Source organism: Roseibium aggregatum, from assembly GCF_014692675.1.
GTDB classification, from domain to species: Bacteria; Pseudomonadota; Alphaproteobacteria; order Rhizobiales; family Stappiaceae; genus Roseibium; species Roseibium aggregatum_C.
The window spans coordinates 121,861-143,429 of record NZ_JABFCZ010000001.1 but is presented as its reverse complement, the minus strand read 5'-3'; the positions used below and the strand labels follow the sequence as shown (position 1 = coordinate 143,429).

At 62.0% G+C, this 21,569-nt stretch carries 18 protein-coding genes; 15 read left to right on the top strand and 3 right to left on the bottom strand.

The genetic code is table 11. The annotated features are described in order from the left end of the window. The first annotated feature begins 21 nt into the window (after nt 1–21). The 4 genes from HK439_RS00420 (at nt 22) to HK439_RS00405 (ending at nt 4,319) form a co-directional block, all read left to right on the top strand. Nucleotides 22–1,740: a methyl-accepting chemotaxis protein gene (locus tag HK439_RS00420; RefSeq protein WP_190289390.1), complete on the top strand. Its 1,719-nt coding sequence runs from the start codon at nt 22–24 to the stop codon at nt 1,738–1,740. A 2-nt stretch (nt 1,741–1,742) separates the two neighbouring features. Then, nucleotides 1,743–2,237, top strand: coding sequence for a chemotaxis protein CheW (locus tag HK439_RS00415; protein ID WP_190289389.1), 495 nt, complete (start codon nt 1,743–1,745; stop codon nt 2,235–2,237). After that, nucleotides 2,234–3,091 carry a protein-glutamate O-methyltransferase CheR gene (locus HK439_RS00410; protein ID WP_328804053.1) on the top strand — a complete coding sequence of 286 codons (858 nt, stop codon included), beginning with the start codon at nt 2,234–2,236 and terminating at the stop codon, nt 3,089–3,091. Before HK439_RS00415 ends, HK439_RS00410 begins: the two co-directional genes overlap by 4 nt. A 142-nt stretch (nt 3,092–3,233) precedes the next feature. After that, nucleotides 3,234–4,319, top strand: a complete 1,086-nt coding sequence (locus HK439_RS00405; RefSeq protein WP_190289388.1) for a protein-glutamate methylesterase/protein-glutamine glutaminase — start codon at nt 3,234–3,236, stop codon at nt 4,317–4,319. 30 nt (nt 4,320–4,349) lie between these two features. On the opposite strand, the gene HK439_RS00400 is transcribed toward HK439_RS00405, so the two are convergent. After that, complete coding sequence (locus HK439_RS00400; protein ID WP_235987473.1) at nt 4,350–5,132, bottom strand: FadR/GntR family transcriptional regulator; 783 nt, start codon at nt 5,130–5,132, stop codon at nt 4,350–4,352. A 452-nt stretch (nt 5,133–5,584) separates the two neighbouring features. On the opposite strand from HK439_RS00400, the gene HK439_RS00395 reads away from it, so the two are divergent. The 7 genes from HK439_RS00395 (at nt 5,585) to HK439_RS00365 (ending at nt 13,874) form a co-directional block, all read left to right on the top strand. Beyond that, the gene (locus HK439_RS00395; RefSeq protein ID WP_190289387.1) at nt 5,585–6,382 is read left to right on the top strand and encodes a 1-deoxy-D-xylulose-5-phosphate synthase N-terminal domain-containing protein; all 798 of its coding nucleotides are present in this window, start codon (nt 5,585–5,587) and stop codon (nt 6,380–6,382) included. Continuing rightward, entirely contained in the window at nt 6,375–7,379 is a 1,005-nt protein-coding gene (locus tag HK439_RS00390) for a transketolase family protein (protein WP_190289386.1), read from the top strand. The genes HK439_RS00395 and HK439_RS00390 overlap by 8 nt, the downstream gene beginning before the upstream one ends. A gap of 29 nt (nt 7,380–7,408) precedes the next feature. Further along, nucleotides 7,409–8,314 (top strand): NAD(P)-dependent oxidoreductase, encoded by a 906-nt coding sequence (locus HK439_RS00385; protein ID WP_190289385.1) that lies wholly within the window; start codon nt 7,409–7,411, stop codon nt 8,312–8,314. Between the two features lie 39 nt (nt 8,315–8,353). Next, the gene (locus HK439_RS00380; RefSeq protein ID WP_190289384.1) at nt 8,354–9,214 is read left to right on the top strand and encodes an enoyl-CoA hydratase/isomerase family protein; all 861 of its coding nucleotides are present in this window, start codon (nt 8,354–8,356) and stop codon (nt 9,212–9,214) included. A gap of 165 nt (nt 9,215–9,379) precedes the next feature. Beyond that, nucleotides 9,380–10,465, top strand: a complete 1,086-nt coding sequence (locus tag HK439_RS00375) for a C4-dicarboxylate TRAP transporter substrate-binding protein (protein ID WP_190289383.1) — start codon at nt 9,380–9,382, stop codon at nt 10,463–10,465. An 88-nt stretch (nt 10,466–10,553) separates the two neighbouring features. Further along, the gene (locus HK439_RS00370; protein ID WP_190289382.1) at nt 10,554–12,506 is read left to right on the top strand and encodes a TRAP transporter large permease subunit; all 1,953 of its coding nucleotides are present in this window, start codon (nt 10,554–10,556) and stop codon (nt 12,504–12,506) included. Nucleotides 12,507–12,515: 9 nt separating this feature from the next. Beyond that, complete coding sequence (locus HK439_RS00365) at nt 12,516–13,874, top strand: amidohydrolase family protein (RefSeq protein ID WP_190289381.1); 1,359 nt, start codon at nt 12,516–12,518, stop codon at nt 13,872–13,874. A 78-nt stretch (nt 13,875–13,952) separates the two neighbouring features. On the opposite strand, the gene HK439_RS00360 is transcribed toward HK439_RS00365, so the two are convergent. Both HK439_RS00360 and HK439_RS00355 read right to left on the bottom strand, forming a co-directional pair. Beyond that, nucleotides 13,953–14,363, bottom strand: a complete 411-nt coding sequence (locus HK439_RS00360; RefSeq protein WP_190289380.1) for a DUF5615 family PIN-like protein — start codon at nt 14,361–14,363, stop codon at nt 13,953–13,955. After that, the gene (locus HK439_RS00355; RefSeq protein WP_190289379.1) at nt 14,360–15,004 is read right to left on the bottom strand and encodes a DUF433 domain-containing protein; all 645 of its coding nucleotides are present in this window, start codon (nt 15,002–15,004) and stop codon (nt 14,360–14,362) included. Before HK439_RS00355 ends, HK439_RS00360 begins: the two co-directional genes overlap by 4 nt. A 625-nt stretch (nt 15,005–15,629) precedes the next feature. On the opposite strand from HK439_RS00355, the gene HK439_RS00350 reads away from it, so the two are divergent. The 4 genes from HK439_RS00350 to HK439_RS00335 all read left to right on the top strand — a co-directional run bounded on the left by HK439_RS00350 (nt 15,630) and on the right by HK439_RS00335 (nt 21,341). Further along, nucleotides 15,630–16,952, top strand: a complete 1,323-nt coding sequence (locus HK439_RS00350; RefSeq protein WP_190289378.1) for an enoyl ACP reductase FabMG family protein — start codon at nt 15,630–15,632, stop codon at nt 16,950–16,952. Between the two features lie 261 nt (nt 16,953–17,213). Further along, nucleotides 17,214–18,650: an NAD-dependent succinate-semialdehyde dehydrogenase gene (locus tag HK439_RS00345; protein ID WP_190289377.1), complete on the top strand. Its 1,437-nt coding sequence runs from the start codon at nt 17,214–17,216 to the stop codon at nt 18,648–18,650. 232 nt (nt 18,651–18,882) lie between these two features. Beyond that, the gene (locus HK439_RS00340) at nt 18,883–19,998 is read left to right on the top strand and encodes a LacI family DNA-binding transcriptional regulator (protein WP_209011470.1); all 1,116 of its coding nucleotides are present in this window, start codon (nt 18,883–18,885) and stop codon (nt 19,996–19,998) included. After that, nucleotides 19,995–21,341, top strand: a complete 1,347-nt coding sequence (locus HK439_RS00335; RefSeq protein WP_190289376.1) for an ABC transporter substrate-binding protein — start codon at nt 19,995–19,997, stop codon at nt 21,339–21,341. The genes HK439_RS00340 and HK439_RS00335 overlap by 4 nt, the downstream gene beginning before the upstream one ends. Nucleotides 21,342–21,569 lie beyond the last annotated feature (228 nt).

The following is a 21,569-nucleotide window of genomic DNA, read 5'->3' as shown; positions in this document are numbered from 1 at the left end:
CTCCAGAAGGAGGCTTTAGTAATGCGTGCCACAATCAAACTTAAACTCGCCGCCACATTCGGCTTTCTGGTCCTGATGCTGGTCGGCCTTGCCGGCTACGGCATCTTCAACCTGGCAGGTCTCAACGACAGCCTCAGCCAGGTCCTGAACGGTCCGGCCAAGCGGCTGGAACTGGCACAGGAGCTGGATATCGCGGCTCTCGAACAGATCCGGCAGCAAAAGGAGCTGATCTCGGCCGAGAGCACCAGCGAAATGCAGGGCTACATCGACAAATCCGATGAAGAACGCGAAGAGTTCGACAAGGTCTTCGATCGGGTGCTGCAACTGGCGACCGCGGAAGGCAAGGCCCTGTGGGACAAGCTGGGTGCGGCGAGCAAGGAGTTCCGTCGTGAGGACGATCGCATCCGTCAGATGATGCTCTCCGGCGACACGCAGGGCGCCGAACGGACGTCCAAGGTCCGGGCCGATCGGATCGCCAATGAGATGGACGAGATCCTGGCCGAAGTTATCAAGCTGGAGGCCGCCCGTCTCGACCAGGCCGATGTTCAGGCCGAAGCGCAGTATCAGGAAGCCCGCACCGTCAGCCTGGCGATCGCGTTCGCAGCCCTCATCGTCTCTGTCGGTGCGGGGTTCTGGATCGCGCTCACGATCAGCAAGGGACTTAAGACAGCCATTGGGGCGGTTCAAAGGGTCTCCGAAGGCGACCTGACGTCGATGGCCGAGATCAAGACCCGTGACGAGATCGGTGAACTGCTCGGTCATGTCAACACGATGATCGAACGTCTGCGCGGCATTGTCGGCGACGCGATTTCGGCCTCCGACAACGTATCGGCCGGCAGCCAGCAGCTTTCCGCAGCTTCCGAGCAGATCGCCCAGGGTGCGACCGAACAGGCTTCCTCCGCTGAGGAAGCTTCGGCCTCGATGGAGGAGATGGCCTCCAACATCAAGCAGAACGCCGACAACGCCGCCCAGACCGAAAAGATCGCCCGCCAGTCGTCCAAGGATGCCGAGGCAAGCGGCGATGCGGTCGCCAGCGCGGTCCAGGCGATGCGCACCATCGCGGAAAAGATCTCCATCGTGCAGGAGATCGCCCGCCAGACCGACCTGCTCGCCCTGAACGCCGCGGTCGAGGCCGCACGTGCCGGCGAGCACGGCAAGGGCTTTGCGGTCGTGGCCTCGGAAGTGCGCAAGCTCGCCGAACGCTCCCAGGCGGCTGCGACCGAGATCAGCGCCATGTCGAGCGACACGGTGGCGTCGGCCCAGGACGCCGGCGAGATGCTGAACCGCCTGGTGCCGGACATCCGCAAGACGGCGGAACTGGTCGCGGAGATTTCCGCGGCCTGCCGCGAGCAGGACATCGGCGCCACGCAGATCAACGAGGCGATCCAGCAGCTCGACAAGGTGACCCAGCAGAACGCCGGGGCATCCGAAGAAATGTCGGCCACCTCGGAGGAACTCGCCGCCCAGGCCGAGGAACTCCAGGCGTCCATTGCCTTCTTCCGGGTCGATACGTCCGGCGACGGCATGATGCGGACCGCGGTTGGTGCCACGCCGGTTGCCCGTCCCGCGGCGCCGAAGGCCGGCGCCGGCAAGCCGGTCAACGGAACGGCGGCATCGGCCAGGCCGGCCATGAAAAAAGCTTCGGTCGCCGAACAGCAGGAAATGGCGCGCGGCTTCGCCCTCGATCTGTCCATGGGCGGACCGGACGCCGAAGACGAAAACTTCAAGGCGAGTGCTTGATCATGGCCACATCTTCAACCGAAGCCCAGTACGTCACGTTCAGCCTCGACAAGGAAGTCTTCGCGGTGCCTGTCACGGTGGTGCGGGAAATCCTCGATCACGAGGAGAGTTTCCGCATCCCCAACGGCCCCGCCTACATGTTGGGATTGCGGGATGTGCGCGGCCAGGGGGTGCCGGTCATCGATCTGCGCCTGCGTCTCGGCATGACGGCAACCGTCGCCACGCCGAACACCCGGGTGCTGGTGATCGACATCCCGCTTGAAGAGCGCACGTTAACCCTCGGTCTTGTCGCCGATCGGGTGTTCGAGGTCGCCGCCTTCAACAGCGATGAAATCGAATCCGCTCCGGAAATCGGCACACGCTGGCAATCCGGCTATATCGAGGGCGTCGTCAGGCGCGACGGCGGTTTCGTGGTCATCATCGACCTGGCCCGCCTGCTTTCGGAAGGCGAGATCTCCACGCTTGCCAATACCGCCAGGGATACCGCAGCAGCGTGACCAGACAGAAGATTGCTCCTCCCCAGACGGCGTTCGATCATCTGGAGCCCAGGGAATTCGAGCGCCTGGCGGCCTATATCAACGATTACAGCGGCATCAAGATGCCGCCGACCAAGAAAACCATGCTGGAGGGACGCCTTCGCCGCCGCCTGCGGGCGACGGGTATCGCGACCTTCTCCAACTATTGCAGCTACCTTTTCGACGAGGACGGGCTGGAAAGCGAAGCCATTTTCCTCATCGATGCGGTCACCACCAACAAGACGGACTTCTTCCGGGAAGCCAAGCACTTCGATGTACTCCGCGAGGTCATGGTGCCCGATCTGGCGGAGCGCGGCGTTGAGGATCTCAGGATCTGGAGCGCGGCATGCTCGACCGGAGCCGAGCCCTATACCATGGCCATGGTGCTGGAGGAGACCGTCGAGGACCGCATGCTCCGCAGCTATTCGGTGCTGGCCACGGACCTCAGCACCGATGTTCTGGCGGCCGCGCGCAAGGGGATCTATCCGACAGGCATGCTGAGGCCGGTGCCGGCTTCGCTGCGGCGCAAATATGTGCTCGAACCGAAGGATCCGGAAATGGATTGCATGCGCATCCATCCCCGGCTGCGCTCGCGGGTCGGCTTTGCGCGCATGAACCTGATGGATGACGCCTATCCGGTGACCGAGCCGATGCACGCAATCTTCTGCCGCAACGTGCTCATCTATTTCGATAAGCCGACGCAGGCAAAGGTGCTCTCCAGGCTCGTCGACTGCCTGGCTCCGGGCGGATATCTCACGATCGGCCATTCGGAGACGATTTCGGGTTTCGGCCTGCCGCTGCGCATGATCTCCAATACGGTCTTCCAGCGGCTGTGATCCATGAGGCTTCCGTGTGCGTCATTGCCCGACGATGTGCTGCGGTCTATTTGATAAGATGATTCCGAATCGCCCGTTCCGAAGCCGGACCTCCGGGTCATGGTCCTTGCGGGGTGAGGCAGTCCTGCCGCGAGTGTCCTGAATGCCCAAGTCCGTCCGCGTCCTGATCATCGATGATTCCGCAAGCGTCCGGCAGACGATGACGGCCGTGCTGGAGAGCGATCCGGACATCCGGGTCATCGGTGTCGCGTCCGATCCTTTCGTCGCCGCCCGCCGCATCCAGGAAGAGGTTCCCGACGTTATCACCCTCGACGTGGAGATGCCGCGCATGGACGGCATCACCTTCCTGCGCAAGCTGATGGCGCAGCGGCCCGTTCCCGTGGTGATGTGCTCCTCGCTGACCGTCGAAGGCTCCGAGACCCTCATGCAGGCGCTTGAGGCGGGTGCGGTCGACATCATCGTCAAGCCGAAGATCGGCGCCGCCGACCATCTTGCCGAATCCGCGCTCAGGATCTGCGACGTCGTCAAGGCGGCAGCCCAGGCCCGGGTCGGCGGCCGCCGGCCCCGCGCAGGTATGGGGTCGGGCGCGGACGACGGCAAGAAGCTGACCGCCGATGCGGTCCTGCCGCCGCCGACCGGCCGGGCGATGGCAAAGACGACCGAGATGGTGGTCTGCGTCGGCGCCTCGACCGGCGGGACGGAAGCCCTCAAGGATTTCCTTGTGACCCTTCCGGCCAACGCGCCGGGCATCGTCATCGTCCAGCACATGCCGGAGAAATTCACCACCGCCTTCGCCCGCCGCCTCGACGGCCTGTGCGAGGTGACGGTCAAGGAGGCGGAGAACGGGGATCCGGTCCTGCGCGGCCATGTGCTGATCGCGCCCGGCGACCGGCACATCATGCTGGAGCGCCAGGGCGCGCGTTACCACGTGTCGGTGAAGACCGGCCCGCTGGTGTCGCGCCATCGTCCCTCCGTCGATGTCCTGTTTCGCTCCGCGGCCCGTTCGGCCGGCGGCAATGCGGTCGGCGTCATCATGACCGGAATGGGGGATGACGGTGCCCGCGGCATGCTGGAGATGAAACAGGCCGGCGCGTTCACCATCGCCCAGGATGAAGCGAGCTGCGTCGTCTTCGGCATGCCGAAGGAAGCGATCGCGCGCGGCGGGGTCGACCGTATCAGCCCGCTCGATCAGATCGCGCGGGACGTGCTTTGGGCCGCAAATCGTTGAACGGCCGGTCACAGGTATCCGTGCTGCGATCTATTCGGAATGGCTGGCGATCAGGTGCTGCGCCATGACGTAGTGATGGTGCAGGACGGCGATCTTGCCGGCTTCGGCATCCCGGTTCTTGAATGCCTGCAGGATCGGTTCGTGGATGGCGGTCACGGCGGCGGCTTCCGTTTTCCGCAGCCATTTGGGGACCGTGCCCTTGTCGACCCAGACCCGGTATTCGTACTCGATCAGCGTGGTGTGCACGCTTTCGAAGATCGACGACAGATAGGGGTTATGGGAAGCGCGCACGAGCGTGGAGTGGAACTCGGTGTCGGCGCTCATCCAGGCGGAAATGTCGCCGGTGCTTTCCTTCAAGAGCTCAAGGGCTGCTTCTCCGGCCGCGATTTCCGCGTCCGTTCCCCGTTCCACCGCCTCGACAATGCCCATGGTTTCAAGCCACAGGCGCAGGTCATTGAGGTGGTGCACCGAATCCCGGTCGAGATCCAGCATCAGGTTGACCGAAGCGGCCAGGCTCTCCTGGGGCCGTCGCGTGACGTAGGATCCTGAGCCGCGCCGGGACTGGATCAGGCCCTTGACCACGAGGATCCGGATCGCCTGGCTGACCGTCGGCCGGCTGGTGCCGAACATCTTGGCGAGGTCGCGCTCCGACGGGAGCCTTGCGCCTTCCGACAGGTTCTGCGCGATGATGAAGTCCTGGATCTGGGATGCGAGGTCTTCCGCCGCCAGGGGATGTCCGTTTTCGCGATCCGCCGCCATCTCCGGTATGGCGTTCCATAGGTGCTTGTCCTGAAGCAGCTTCGTGCGTGCCATCGAATTCCCCGGTATGGCTCCTAACCTGTTCTTATGCCGGTATAGTCGGCTGCCGACCAATGTCAATGTGGCTTGGCCGGTATCGATCTCACTATATGGCATCTGTCCACATAGTGAATCTACGTAGATTGGGGCGCTCCATACCTGACTTCAGGCAAGTTTTCAGGCCCGAATCCGACCTCTTGATCGCCGAAAAGTCGACATTGGATCACAATTGGCCTGTCCGATTAAGCAAAATCGGTCAACTCGATGGTCGGGACAATACCGGTCGCGGAACCGGAAGAATTCTCGTGCGTAATTTTTGATAGCTAAAAAATAGCAGAAAGCAGCCAATAGTATTCAATTCCAGCGGAAATACCGCACTGCGGGATTGAATGCCGATTGACAGCCGAAGCGCAGGACGATTATCAAAAAAGAAAAAGTGGCTAATCCACTTTGAATGGGAGGATATCATGATTCCGAACAGGGATCTCGGTCGCTTTGCGGACCGGCTGCGCTTGCGCGCGGTTCGAATGGTTGCGCCGCACGGCTTTGGATACCTCGGCCAGGTGCTGTCGTCGGCCGAACTTTTCGCAGCCCTTTATGCCCGTCATTACCGGCCGGACACCGACAGGATCGTGATCTCGCCGGGCCACTACATCATCGCGGCCTTCGCCGCCGCCGCCGAAATCGGCCAACTGGACGAGGCGCTTCTGGAAACCTACGGCCATGACGGGTCCCGTCTGGAAGCCATCGGCACGGAAAAGTCGCCGGCGGTGGATCTGACCGGCGGCTCGCTGAGCCAGGGTCTGTCGGGCGCCTGCGGCTTTGCCCTGGCCCTGAAAATGGCGGGCAATACGGACAGCCGGGTCTTTGCCTTCATCAGCGACGGCGAACTGGAAGAAGGTCAACTCTGGGAAGCCGCTCTCTTTGCCGCCCACAACAAGCTCGACAATCTGACCGTCCTTCTCGACGCCAACGACAGTCAGGTGGATGGCCCGGTGTCATCCATCACGACCCTCGAGCCGATCGCAGCGAAATGGGAGAGTTTCGGCTGGGCGGCGTTCGATGTGGACGGACATGACGCCGATGCCGTCGACGGGGCGCTGGGCCAGGCGGTTCAGGCCGGCAGGCCCGCGGTGGTCATCGGCCGGACCTCCACCGTACACGGTCTGTCGGTCTTACCCGAAGGCGCGGACGGGCATTTCATCAAGCTGCCGGAAGAACTTGCCGAGGCGGCCGTTGCGGAACTGGAGGCCCGTCTTGCGTAATCGTCCCTATGCAACGGTATTGAAGCCCTACGGCCAGGCGCTGGTCGATCTGGCGCGCGAGCGTACCGAAATCGTCTGCCTGACCGGCGACCTGACCCGCCAGTGCGAGATCGACCTGTTCCAGGACATGTTTCCGGAACGGTTCATTCACGCCGGCATGGCCGAGGCCAACATGGTCAGCATGGCCGGCGCGCTGGCCCGCTGCGGTCACATTCCCTTCGTGCATTCCTTCGGCGTCTTTTCGACACGCCGGCCGCTCGACCAGATCGTGAACTCGGTTGCCTATCCGAACCTGCCGGTTCGCATCGTCGGCTTCATGCCGGGCGTCTCCAGTCCGGGCGGTCCGAGCCATCAGGCCATCGAGGACGTGGCCCCGATGCGGGCGATCCCGAACATGACCGTTGTCGACGTGGCGGACGCGGTCGAGATCCGCAAGGCTCTGCCGGCGATCGTCGATCATCCGGGCCCGGTCTACCTGCGCCTGAAGCGCGGCGAGATCCCGGTGATCTTCGATGACGACCACGAATTCTCCATGACGAGGGCCCAGATCATCAAGGAGGGCGACGAGGCCTCCATCCTCGCCAACGGCATGATGTTGTCGGCGGCCATCGCAGCCGCCGAGGCGCTCGATGCCGGCGGCGTCTCGACCCGGGTCGTCAACGTACCGGTGATCAAGCCGCTCGACAGCGGCACCGTCCTGGATGTCGCGCGTCGCTCGAAGCTCGTGGTGACGGCGGAAAACCATACGATCGTCGGCGGGCTCGGATCGGCGGTCGCGGAAGTCATGGCGGAGGCCGGCATCGGTTGCCCGCTGCGGCGGATCGGCCTGCGCGACACCTTTGCGGAAGGCGCACGCACCGCGCCGCCGCTCTTCAAGAAATACAAGCTTGGCACGCAGGACATCATCGATGCGGTCTGGTCCGCTTTGTCCCGGCCGGGTGCGGCACCCGCCGCACCGGTCGTCGACGCGGCTCCGGGCGAATACGCGCCGGTTTGAGCCGGCAGGCGAATGGCACAGAAAAGGAAATGGCGGAGATGAGTTCCGAACTAACACTTGGCTGGCTCGGCACCGGGCGAATGGGCGCCGCGATGGCCGGCCGGCTGATCCGGGCAGGCAATGACGTCACGGTCTGGAACCGGACCCGGTCCAAGACCGACGATCTGGCCAAAGCCGGGGCGAAGGTCGCCGACACGATCCACGATCTGGCGGCGGCCGACGTTGTCTTCATTATGGTGTCGACGACGAAGGATCTGGAACAGGTCGTTGCCGGCGACGGCGGGTTGCTCACCGCGCCGAAGCTGCCGCGGATCATCGTCGACTGTTCGTCCGTCAGCGCGGAGGCTTCGGCGGAGATGCGGCGGCTGACCCGCGAAAAGGGCGTCGAATTCCTGGCGTCGCCGATCAGCGGCAATCCCCATGTGGTGGCGGAAGGCCAGTCGATCCTGATGTCCTCCGGCCCGAAGGCGACCTATGAGGCCGCACGGCCATACCTTGATGCCATCGGCAAGACCTCGGTCTGGGTCGGCGAGGGCGAGCAGGCGCGCGTCGTCAAGATCTGCCACAACCTCTATCTCGGCATGATCGTGCAGTCCCTGAGCGAGGTGACGGCTTTGGCGGAAAAGTCCGGCGTGCCGCGCTCGGCATTTCTGGAATTCCTGAACAACACGGTGCTTGCCAGCGACTGGGTGCGCAAACGCACGCCCGACATGCTGTCGCTCGACTGGACCCCGACGTTCACCACCGAACTCCTGCGCAAGGATTTCGACCTCGGGCTTGCCATCGCGCGGGAAGAGGAGATGCCGATGCCCGTCGGGGCGGGCGTCATGCAGCTTATCCAGAACGCCATCGGACGCGGCCACCGCGACGACGACTTCCTGTCCCTGTTCCAGGTCCAGGCCGAGTCCGCGGGCATGACCATCAAACCCGAATGATCGCCCACGGCAACAGGTGAGAAAAGACAGGAGGAAACAGTGTCTCTTCAGCAGTTCGTATCCACACCCGACTTCGACGAATACAAGGAGACCTTCAAGGACTTCTTCAAGATGAGCCGCCGCGACGACGGCGTCCTGCTGGTCGAGGCCCATACGCTCGGCGGCCCGATCCAGCTCAGCGTGGAAAACCACCGGGCACTCGGCCAGATGCTCAAGGTCGTCGGCGCCGATCCGAAAAACGAGATCACGATCCTGACCGGTTCCGGCGAGGAATTCATGATGGATTCCGATCCGAACGGTTTTGCGCTGGAAGAAGAGGACATGGAATACTGGGCGTATGAATATGCCTACAAGGACGGGCGCATCAACGTCAGCTCGCTGATCAACGATCTGGAGATCCCGACGATCGGCCTCATGAACGGCCCGGGCTTCCACTCCGAAATCGTCCTGATGTGCGACATCTCGCTGGCTGCGGACGATGCCACCATCTTCGACCTGCACTATGACATCGGCTCCTGCCCGGCGGACGGCATTCACAACTGTTTCCAGGAACTTCTGGGCGTGAAGCGGGCGGCCTATGCGCTCCTGACGGGCCAGGCGATCACGCCGCAGCAGGCGCTGGAATGGGGCATGGTCAACGAGGTCCTGCCGCGCGACCAGCTGATCGACCGGGCGTTCACCATCGCCGACCACATCATGACCCAGCCGCGGACCACCCGCCGTCTGACGACCCAGATCGTGCGCCGTCCGTGGAAGCAGCGCATCGTCAACGATCTCGACGGCGGTTTCGGCATCCAGATGTTCGGCCATGTCGCCAAGAAGAAGGCGATCCATACCAAGCAGGGCATCGCCTCCGTCGTCGACTACGTGCGCCAGGGACGGCCGAACAATTTCGACTGAGGCGTAAGCACTTCGAACCGAAGGCGTCAGGGCAGCCGGAATTCAATTGGCATAACCGCTCTTGACGCTTCGGCAGGTTGATTTCATTCTGGACTAGCCAATTTGGAAGGTGGGTCTCGTCAGAACTACGGAGGAATAAATCTAAAATTCTGGGAGGAACAGGAAATGAAGATTACGCGAAGGACCGCTGTCACGGCGATGATCTCGGCAACAGCACTACCGCTTCTGGGAGGGAGCCGGGCGTTTGCGCAAAAGACCATTCCGCTGACGATCGCATCCAGCCATCCGCTGATCATTCCGTGGGTCGGCCCGTTGAAAACGGTCATCGTCGACAAGTCGAACGCGCTTCTGGAGGAGAGGGGCTCCGACTACCGGATCGACTGGACCGAAGCGTTCGGGGGCACGCTCTACAATTTCAATGAAACCCTCGAGGCAGTGACGACGCAGCTCACCGACATGGGCTGGATCGGCTCCCTGTTCGAACCGGCGAGCCTGCCCCTGCAGAACATCATGTATTCGACGCCTTTCGCCACCCAGACGGTGGCGCAGGCGATCAACACCATGAACCTGCTCAACGCCGAACAGCCGGCGATGAAGGAGGAATGGGCCAAGCAGAAGATCCGTTTCTTCGGCTCCTGCTGCTCCGACGGCTACAGCCTCTACACCAAGAAGCCGATCGAAAAGCTCTCCGATCTGGAAGGCCTGAAGATCCTCGGCGGGGTGTCGCTTGCGCCCTGGATCGAACCGCTCGGTGCGTCCCTGGTCGCAACCGGCATTCCCCAGATGTACAGCCAGGTGCAGACCGGTGTGGGCGATGGCGTGCTCCTGATCTCCACGGGCGCCTATCCGCTGAAGCTGCATGAGGTTGCGCCCTATGTGACCCGGGTCGACACCGGCCCGCTGACCTTCGGCGGCTTCGGCATCAATGCCGATACCTACGCGTCGCTTCCCGAAGACGTGCAGCAGGTGCTGGCGGAACTCGGCGGCGAATACTCCGAGGAAAACGCCCGCCTGATCGTCGCGCGCGAGAAGCAGGTCTTCGAAGCCTTCGAAAAGGAAGGCGCGCATGTCTCCGACATGCCCATGGAGCAGAAGAAGGAGTGGGTCGACCGCATGCCGGACCTGGGCAAGGCCTGGGTCGAGGCCACGGAGAAGCCCGGCGTACCGGCGCGCGACATCATGAAGGCCTTCATGGAAACGGTGAAGGCGCAGGGCGCCGAGCCGCTGCGCGACTGGTCGGCTAACATTTAAGGCTTGCCGCAGACATCGCGTCCCCGTCCAAGCGGACGGGGACGCCGTCTTCTCTAATCGGACCCCGGGCAGATGCGTTCCACGATCCATGACCTGTGAAAACACCGAGGCCGCCGGCAAAGGGGGCTCCCTCTGGAAAAAGGCGGACGATGCGCTTGCCGCCCTGTCCACGGGCTTCACCGCCGTGGGCTCGACCGTCGTCGCCAGCTTCATGCTGCTCATCTTCGTCGACGTGATGGCGCGGAAGTTCCTGTCCCTGCCGCTCAACGGCGTGGCGGAGTTCGTCGCCTATTCCATCGTCGCCTGTATCTTCTGCCAGCTTGGCGCCGCCATCCGCAACGGCAAGATGATCGCCACCGACTTCATCATGGGGGCATGGGAGGAGCGGAGGCCGGTTCTCGCCGAGGGCACCAAGGCGATCTACTATTGCATCGCCTTCCTGCTTCTGGCGCGCATCGTCACCTGGCTCGGCGACGATGCCTGGTCCGCCTGGGCAGACGGCGAATATTCTGGTGCGGTCGGCGCCTTCCAGATGCCGCTCTGGCCTTTCAAGCTCGTGACCGCGCTCGGAGCGGTCGTCGCGGCCGCGGAGGCGTTCCGGGTTCTTGCCGTCAACACTGCGGGGCTGATCCGGTCCCTCTCCGGCGATCGGGCCCAGCGGCAGGGGCTCATCGGCCTGCTGGTTTTCATCGCCGTCTGCATTCTGTTCCTGCTGGCCATGGCCTATGGCGACCTGACCCGCATCCAGCTGGGCTTTCTGGCCTTCGCCGGCCTGTTCGCGCTGGTCGCCTGCGGCATGCCGGTCGCGTTTTCTCTGATCGCCATGTCGTTCATCGCGATCTGGGCGATCCGCAGCAACATTTCCATCGCCGACAACGCCATGGGTCTGGCGGCGTCGGGCACCGTGCGCTCCTTCGAATTCGGCGTCGTGCCCCTTTTCGTCATGATGGGCCTCGTGCTCGACCGGGCCGATGTCGGCCGCGACGCCTTCCGGGTCGCGGTCTTTCTTTTGAGCGGGATCCGCGGCGGTCTTGCCAATGCGACGGTGGCCGCCAACGCGGTTTTTGCCGCCATCACCGGGTCGTCCATTGCGTCGGCCGCCGTCTTCAGCCGCATCGCCGTGCCGCCCATGGTGGAAGGCGGCTACAGCAAGCGCTTCGCCGTCGGCGTCGTCGCCGGCTCCTCCATTCTCGGCATGCTCATCCCGCCGAGCATCCTGCTGATCATCTACGGCCTGATCGCCGAGGCCTCGGTCGGAGCGCTGTTTGTGGCTGCCATCGTGCCCGGCGTCCTGCTTGCGGCATGCTTCTGCCTTCTGAACATTGCGCTCGTCAGCTTCTTCCCGAAATTCGTCGGCGACCCGATGCCCGGTCTTGACGGCGAGCGCATGTCGTTCGGTGAAATCTGCCGCAACCTTGCCCCGGTCGTCTTCCTCATCCTGCTGGTCATGGGCGGGATCTACGGCGGTGTGTTCAGCCCGACCGAGGCCGGGGCCATCGGCGCGCTGGGCGCCTATGTGATTGCGGCCGCGCGGCGCAGGCTGACCTGGGAAACAGTGAAGCGCGTGGTGCTGGAAACCGGCTTCATCACCGCCGGCATCCTGTTCCTGATCATCTCCGCGAGCCTTTATTCGCGGATGCTCGCCCTGTCCTCGATCCCCAATTCGATGACCGAGTTCATCAGCGCGCTCAACCTGTCGCTGATCGGCTTCTGCCTCGCCTACATGGTCTTGGTCATCCTGCTCGGGATGATCCTCGATTCCGTCTCCATTCTCCTGATCGTGCTGCCGATCGCCCTGCCGGTCATCAGCGCCTTCGGCGGCGACCCGATCTGGTTCGGCATCATCAGCATCATCGCCGTGGAGGTGGGCCTGCTGACGCCGCCGTTCGGACTGTCCGTCTTCGTCGTCAAGGGCTCGCTGCCCGACGGGTTCGCCAGCCTGGGCGATATTTTCGCCGGTGTGGCGCCCTATGTCGTTACCATGATCCTATTCATTATCCTGCTCATCCTGGTTCCCGGGATTGCGCTTGTTCTTCTGTGAGGTTGCCCGATGACGAAAACGCTGATCCGGGATGCCATCGTCGTCACCATGGACGACACGATCGGGGATCTCACCACCGGGTCGATCCTGATCGAGGACGACCGGATCCTGGAGGTCGCCCCGCATATCGATGTTTCCGAGGAAGTCAGGGTCATCGACGGCGCCGGCCGGATCGCGATGCCGGGCTTCGTCAACGCGCATATCCACACCTGGCAGACGGGCTTGCGGGGTGTGGCGGCCGACTGGACGATCTCAGAGTACCTGCGGGCCATGCACGCGGGACTCGCCGGGTATTTCCGGCCGGACGACATTCGCATCGCCAACCATTTCGGCGCCCTGAACCAGATCTCGTCGGGCACGACGACCCTTGCCGACTGGTGCCACAACAACCCGACGCCGGACCACACTGACGCCGCGATCGACGGACTGGTCGCGTCCGGCATCCGGGCCGTCTTCCTGCACGGATCGCCCAAGCCCGATCCGAAGCCGGGGCAGAAGCATTTCTCCGAACTGCCAATGCCCGTCGCCGAAGTCCGGCGCCTGCGCGAAGGCCGCCTGTCTGACGACGAGGCCCTGGTGACCATGGGACTGGCGATCCTCGGCCCGCAGATGAGCGTCTGGGAGGTCTGCGAAGCCGATTTCCGTCTTGCGAAGGACATGGGGCTCGTCGCCTCGATGCATGTCAGCGGCAAGTTCCTGACACCGGACGGTTTCGAACGGCTCGCCGACCTGGACCTGCTCGGCCCCCATATCAACATCGTCCACGGCAATATCCTGAACGACGACCTTTTGAAGCTGCTGGTGGATCGGGGCGTCAGCTTCACGCTGACGCCGGAGGTCGAGTTGCAGATGGGCTTCGGCGACCCGCTGACCACCCAGCTGCGCAAGGCAGGCGGCCGGATCTCGCTCGGCTCCGATATCGAAAGCTCCATGACCGGCGACATGTTCTCCGTCACCCGCGTGGCCCTGCAGGCGGCTCGCCATTGCGACAATCTCGTCTCCCTGGCCGAAAAGGGAACCTGCCCGGACAGCATCACCGTGCCGAGCCGCGAGGCGTTGCAGTGGGCGACCATCGACGGCGCGCGCATGCTCGGGCTGGACCACCGGATCGGCTCGCTGACCCCGGGCAAGAAGGCCGACATCGTCCTTCTGGACTGCGGCCGGCTCAACATGTTCCCGGTCGTGGACCCCGTGCCCGCAATCCTGTTCCACGCCGGCATCGCCAACGTGGACACGGTCCTGATCGACGGCAGGATCCGCAAATGGGACGGCCAACTGGTCGGCGCCCCGGCGCGCACCCAACGCGACGCCCTGCAGCAGTCCGGCCGCCGGATCTGGCAGGAGTTTCGTGCGAATGCGGGGCGGTGAGAGGCGGGGGAAGCGCCTAAAAGCGTCAGCTAAAATGATTTGGTTTTCAGGCTGTTAAACTACCAAAAAGAGGTGTTGTCATCTATTGGTAAGTATGCTGTGAGCGGCTATGTCTACCCACATTCTTCTTGCTTTCTTTAATATAGAAAAATCCCATTCGTGTTCAATCAATGACATTGCTTGAGAAATTCTTTTTGAAGCAAGTACTTCATTACAGCGAAGTCGAATTATGCTCAAATTCGCAAATCTCTTTCCTCTTGCGCTTTGGCCGCCGTATTGCTTTGCGAACTGCTTCATGTCGCCATCTACAGCGACCAAAATAGCGTTGTTACTTAGCGCAGCTGCGCATACGACATCATCAGGTGTTTTTTCAGCAAGAACATCATTGTGGTAAATAACGAAATGCCCTGCATCAATAAATGCTCTCCCGACTGATGCGGGAACGCCAGCATCTAACAAAACGCGTAGGGTTGTTTTAGATCCCGTCAAGCCGCTTCTTCATATTCTATTGCAGCTTTTACGTCTTTTTCTGTGAGCGTGGGATATTCCCTCAGGATTTCAGCTACGGAATATCCAGCTTCGGCAAAAGCTTTTATACTGCGGACCGGAATACGAGTGCCCGAAATGACCAATTGATTCCTCGCAATTCCTTTTTTCTTTTCAAAATGGCCTATGTCGGAATCGTCACGTTTCCTTGATTGTAAGACGGCATTTTTCAGGTCTCCGGTGACGATTTTTAGAGGTATTTGAAACACGCCTTGTCCGGAAACAACCTCTTCTTTCGCGGATGTCTCTGGGTTATCGATCACGACCTTTTTGTTGAGGACATAAAGAGTCGTCTTTAACCAGAGGTCATCGCCTAAATGTGAGAGTTTATCCTTGACCCCTCGCAAATGGGCTAAAGACACCTTGGCCTCATTGCGAAGTCTATCCAAAACTTTGAGGCATACGATATCGCGAAAAGAATAAATGCGACTATAGGGCAAGTTGCGGTCTTCGAAGCCCATGCTGGGAGCGAAGAAATTTATTCGGTCCCAATAACGTAGTTGACGCTTACTGATCCCAGTAAGACGTTCAACTTGCTCTTCGGTAAACGCTGAAACGATCGTCTCAGAATCGCGCTTGTCCATCAATCACTCCCCAGAAGATGTTAATCCTTACAATGGAAAGTGCAAGTCTCATCATCTCAACCACTGATAATCGAGGGCTTTCATTTCAAAACTGTTGCCCTGTAAAAACTACTGATTCGTCGCAAGTGCAGAATTGCTATGGCTAGCAGTAAGCTGCGACCAAGCATATTTGATATGCTCATTCAGAGATATGGGATTATCGCGTGCTCATACCACCCAACCAGCGGCGCGCACAAATTTCTATATAAGACACTGGGGCGTCAGCTGTAAGCCTTCGCACGAATATCTTGAGCCTTTCCTGTCATAAATCCTTGATAAGCCGCGATGTATCAGAGCGCATGTCATTTCCTGCGCCGGCGAAATACAGATACCGACATCCCGTGTCTCCGGCTGTTTCAGCCTGCAATCATTTTTGATTGGTAAAGTGCTTGCGGCGGTCGGTGACTGTGCATACACGTCGGAAGCTTTTTCGTCCGTGGGTCAAAGGCGTAAAAAAGACTTCTGAAATGAAGCCGGCAGCCGAACGCAGGGGATGAGACATGTCGCGCCTGGATTGAAGAGATCATCTGTCGATTGATTTTCTCATTCCCGGGTGACAACTATTGGTCTTCTAAAGGAATCAATGATGGGTCAAAGAGTTTCACTGAGAAATCTTCCCGGGGCAGGGCTTTTCAAAAAGGGAGACGTCTTTGTTCTGTTCGGCGAACTTTTTGATCGTGGATACGCGAACGGCCTGGTCGATGAAGCCCGGGCCGCGGGCATGGAGATCATCGGCTTTACGGTCGGGCGGCGTACCGAGGACAACAGCCTCCGGCCGCTGACCCCGGAAGAACTGGAAGCCGCCGAAGCGCATCTGGGCGGACGGATCATCAACGTGCCGCTGATGGCCGGCTTCGACCTCGATGCGCCGGACGGCGGGCTTACGCCGCGCGATGTCATCAACCAGCTTTCCATGAACACCTGGTACGACGAAAAGTTCGACTGGGACTATCTCGGAAAATGCCGGCAGATCGGCGTGGATCGTTTCAAGTCGGCGGCCGAGCAAGCCTTTGCCCAGCTGAAGGACATGATCCCCGAAGGCCGGAACGTGTTCTTTGCCCACACCATGGCGGGCGGCGTGCCCAAGGCGAAGATCTTCCTGGCGCTGGCAAACCGCATCTACAAGGGCCGGGGCGACCGGTTCCTGTCGTCCGACGACTTCATTGCCAGCGATCTCGGCAAGCTGATCCTGCAGAATTTCGAGGAAGTCACCGCCAACACCTTCCAGCACCTGATCGAGGGAACGGAAGAAATCCGCGACCGGATCGTCGGAAACGGCAACCATGTGCACTATTCCGCCTATGGCTATCACGGCACGGAAATCCTGATCAACGATGCCTATAAATGGCAGACCTATTCCAACTACACGCAGGGCTACGCCAAGAAGAAGCTGGAACAGATCGCCTCCGAAAGCTGGGAAAAGGGTATCAAGGCCTCCGTCTTCAACTGCCCGGAAATCCGCACCAATTCCTCCGACATCTTCGTCGGCGTCGAACTGCCCCTGTTCTCGCTGCTGCTCGCCCTGAAAAAGGAAGACGGCGGCGCCTGGGCCGATGCCCAGTGGGCGCATTGCGGCAACCTGCTCGATGACGTTCCGCTGGAAACGGTGTTGCAGAAGATCCAGGACCTGAACAACAGCAAGGTCATGGAACGGACCCGGGATTTCGACAGCTGGCCGGCGCCGAACGCGCCCGATCTCGCCGAGATCGTGATCACCGCCTCCCAGGAAATCACCAAGATGCACAAGGACAGGAACGCGCTCATCACCGACCACCTGAGCGCCCTGGTCGTCGAGGCAACGGGAACGCTGATCTTCCGCGAAATGGCGGATCCCACCGGCCCGGTCCTCTGGCTCAATCACGACATCGTCGCCAGGCAACTGAACGAGACCAGGCCTTCCATGTCGTGAGGCCGGTGGCCCCGACCCGGTAGCGGGACCTGTCGCCGGTCGGGAACGGAGCTTCAGACGCGCTTGGCCGTGTCGGCCTTGCGCTTTTGTCAATGCACTGTCCGAAAATCTGTTAGGCTCGATGGGTTGATTATCAGACAGGCAGAAGTCTGTAATAGCGGCCGTCTGCCGGATTCGGTTTTCGTGATCGATCGGCCCCCGGATTTTCCTGAAAGGCGCTGCCGTCCGGCAGCGCGCGTTCCAAAACACGGTTGTTCCAAGATGCAGTCCTATCCTGACGTTAAGCTTTTCATCGATGGCGAATGGTGCGATGCCGCCGAAGGCAAGACCATTCCCGTTCTCGACCCGGCCACCGAGGAAGAGATCGGCACGATACCCCACGCGACCAAGCCGGATCTCGACCGTGCCCTGGCCGCGGCGGAAAAAGGCTTTGCGGTCTGGAGCCAGACCTCCGCTTATGATCGCTCCAAGCTGATGCGCAAGGCGGCCGACCTGCTGCGCGAGCGCGCCGGCGACATTGCCTGGATGATGACGCGCGAGCAGGGCAAGCCGTTGGGCCAGTCCAAGATGGAAGTGCTTGCCGGCGCCGACGTCATCGACTGGTTCGCCGAGGAAGGCCGCCGCACCTACGGCCAGGTCATTCCGGCCCGCGCCCCCGGCGTGCTGCAGATGACTGTCAAGGTTCCCGTCGGTCCGGTCGCCGCCTTCACGCCGTGGAACTTCCCGATCAACCAGGTCGTGCGCAAGCTCTCCGCCGCGGTCGCGACCGGGTGTTCGATCATCGTCAAGGCGCCGGAAGAAACGCCCGCGTCTCCGGCGGAACTGATCCGCTGCTTCGTCGATGCCGGCATTCCGGCGGGCGTGGTTGGGCTGGTCTTCGGCGTGCCGGCTGAAATCTCCGAATACCTGATCCCGCATCCGGTGATCCGCAAGGTGACCTTCACCGGGTCCACGCCGGTCGGAAAGCAGCTCGCCGCGCTTGCCGGCCTGCATATGAAGCGCGCCACCATGGAGCTTGGCGGCCACGCACCGGTCATGGTGTTTGACGACGCGGATGTGGACAAGGCCGTGAAGATGATGGCGACCCACAAGTTCCGCAACGCCGGCCAGGTTTGCGTGTCGCCGACCCGGTTCCTGGTGCAGGACGCCATCGCCGACCGGTTCATGGAAGGCTTTACCGAGGCTGCGAAGGCGGTGAAGGTCGGCAACGGCCTGGAAGACGGCGTCGACATGGGCCCGCTCGCCAACGAGCGCCGCATCCCGGCCCTTGAAGGCCTGATCAACGAAGCGGTCGACCGGGGCGGCAAGCTGACCACCGGCGGCAATCGCATCGGCAACCAGGGCTATTTCTTCGAGCCGACGGTGCTGACCGACGTGCCGACCGAAGCCCGCGTCATGAACGAGGAGCCCTTCGGACCGCTCGCCGTGATCAACCGCTTCTCCACCTTGGATGACGCCATCGGCGAAGCCAACCGGCTTCCCTTCGGCCTTGCGGCCTATGCCTTCACCGGCTCGACCGATGTCGCGCAGGCGCTGGGCTCGCGGGTCCTGGCCGGCATGCTGACCATCAACCACCTCGGCCTCGCGCTGCCCGAAGTGCCTTTCGGCGGTGTCAAGGATTCCGGCTACGGCACCGAGGGCGGATCGGAGGCGCTCGAGGCCTATCTCGACACCCGCTTCGTGACGCAGAAGTCCTGACCTTTCCGAAGTCTGCAAACCCCGGGCGTTAACCGCCCGGGGTTTATTATTTCGCCGCGAGATTCTGTTGCGGCGCGAGCCTGCATCAGGGCCTCCGCATCCATTCCCTGACAATTGAAGATGATCGCAGCGGATCCGTCCGAACGGGCGGCTTCGCGCGCAAAGATCAATAAAAGGGTTGCCGAAACCGGTTTCGGAGCTTTCACTTGAAGGCAACGGGAGGAAAACGGCTTTGGAACCGAACGCCTTTAAGGTGCGAACAGCGCTGCGCAGACAGCGGGTCACGATCATGGATGTGGCCGACAGTCTCGGCATGACCAAGAGCACGGTCAGCCGCGCGCTGAACGGCTATCCGGATATTTCGGAATCGACCCGTCTGAAGGTACGCGATGCGGCCGAGCGCCTCGGATACCGCCCCTTGAGCAATGCCCAGGCGATCCGCACGGGCCGGGTCCGTTCCATCGGGCTGATCATCCAGATCAGCGAATACGACCGGCACCGGCCGTTCCTGGCCGACTTCCTCGACGGCGTCTCTGAAGCGGCTTCCGCCGCCGACTGGACCATGACCGTGGCAACCGCGGCAAGTGACACCGATACCTTCCGCCTGCTGTGCAAGCTCGCCGACGAACGCAAGGTCGACGGCTTCATTCTACCGCGCACCCTGGTCGACGATCCGCGCGTCCATCTGCTGCGCGAGGCCGATGTTCCGTTCGTTCTTTACGGCCGGACGGCGGACGACCACGGCTGCGCCTGGTTCGACATCGACAGCGAAACGGCCATGGCCGATGCGGTCATGCGTCTGGCGGAACTCGGCCATGAGCGCATCGGCTTCATCCCGGCGGGCGACCGCTACATGTACGCCCGCCTGCGCTCAGAAGGGTATCGCGCCGGGCTGAAGGCGGCGAAGCTGCCGTTTGCGGCCGAGCTGGTCGCCCCGCCCGCGCTGAGCCGGCAGGAAGGCGCCAATTCCGCGCGCCTGATCCTGAACCAGGAGAACCCGCCGACCGCCATCCTGTGTGCGGTCGATCGCGCCGCGATCGGTGTCTACGACGCGGCGAAGGAACTGGGCCTGCAAATCGGCCGGGACCTCTCGCTCATCTCCTATGACGATATTCCCGAAGCCGAACTGATGACGCCGCCGCTGACGACCTACGCCGTCGATACGCGCCGCGCCGGCGCCCGGCTGACCGACCTTCTCATCCGCAGGATCAAGGGCGAAGCCCCGGAAAAGCTGCGCGAACTTGACCGGGCGCGGTTTGTCGCCCGCGGGTCCCACGGCTTCGGACCGTCCGCCGGTCCGGCGAAAGAAATCAACGAAACCGTATCCAAATCGGGAGGAAAAGCATGACCTACTACAGCAGACTATTCGCCTCGTCGGCGCTTGCGCTGACACTGACGGCCTTCGCCGCCCAGGCCGGCACGATCCGCTTCTGGACCACCGAGGAGCAGCCGGAGCGGCTGGCCAAGCAGCAGCAGATGGCAGACGAGTTCAAGGCGAAAACCGGCACCGAAGTGGAGGTCATTCCGGTCACCGAAAAAGACCTCGGTACCCGCGCAACGGCAGCTTTCGCGGCCGGTGATCTGCCCGACGTGATCTATCACACGCTGCAGTATGCTCTGCCCTGGGCGGAAGCCGGCATTCTCGACACCGAGGCCGCGACCGAGGTGATCGACGAACTCGGCAAGGGCACCTTTGCGCCCGGCGCGCTTTCCATGGCGACCTTCGAGGGCGAATACGCCTCCGTGCCGGTCGACGGCTGGACCCAGATGATCGTCTACCGCAAGGACCTGTTCGACGCGGCCGGTCTCGCTGCACCGACCTCCTATGCCGCCGTGGAAGCCGCCATCAAGAAGCTGAACAATCCGCCGGAAATGTTCGGATTCGTGGCTGCCACCAAGGTGGACGAGAACTTCATGAGCCAGGTGCTGGAGCAGGTGTTCCTTGCCAACGGCGTGTCTCCGGTCGGCTCCGGCGGCTTCAAGCCGCTTGATGAAGCCAAGACCACCGAGGTGCTGAACTTCTACAAGACCATTGCCAAGGCCTCGCCCCCGGGCGACCTCTACTGGAAACAGTCGCGCGAACTCTATTTCTCCGGTAATGCCGCGATGATCATCTGGTCGCCCTTCATTCTCGATGAGCTGGCCGGCCTGCGCGACAGCGCCCCGCCGACCATCAACGACGACCCGACCTCGACCGAACTGGCGTCGAAGACCGGTATCGTCACCAACTTCTCCGGACCGTCCAACCCGGACGGAGCGGCCTGGGCCGATATCCGCTATTTCGGCATCACCTCCGATGCGGACACGGATGCGGCGAAGGAATTCGTCAAGTTCTCCATGGATGAGGGCTACACCCAGACCCTGTCGATCGCGCCGGAAGGCAAGTTCCCGGTCCGTCGCGGTACCAAGGACAATCCGACCGCCTTCACCGACGCCTGGGCGAAGCTCCCGGTCGGCGTCGACCGCAAGGCCCCGCTCGGCGACCTCTACTCCCAGGACATGATCGACCAGATCGTCGGCGGCCTCGACGTCGCCCAGCGTTGGGGCGTCAAGGACGGCCAGCTCGCGCTTGCCTCCAAGATGATCAACAGCCAGGTCATCAACCGGGTGGTTCGCAAGTTCATCGACGGCGAGATCGACGCGCCCGCCGCCGTCGCCGAGATGAACGACGAGCTTTCCAAGATCAAGTAAGCTGCAAAGACAGCAGACCGTCCCGGCGCCGCACAGGTGCCGGGGCGGTTCAACCTGGCAAACGATCCTATGGCTGTATCTCCTAATCCGCTCAACACCCATTTTTCACATTCCGTACGTCCTGCACCGGTTCAAACAGGCGTCAGGGCAGGAGAATGGCGTGGTGCGATGTGGGTCATCGGACAAGCCGTTCGACGCACACTGCCGCCTGTTTCAACCGGCCCGAAG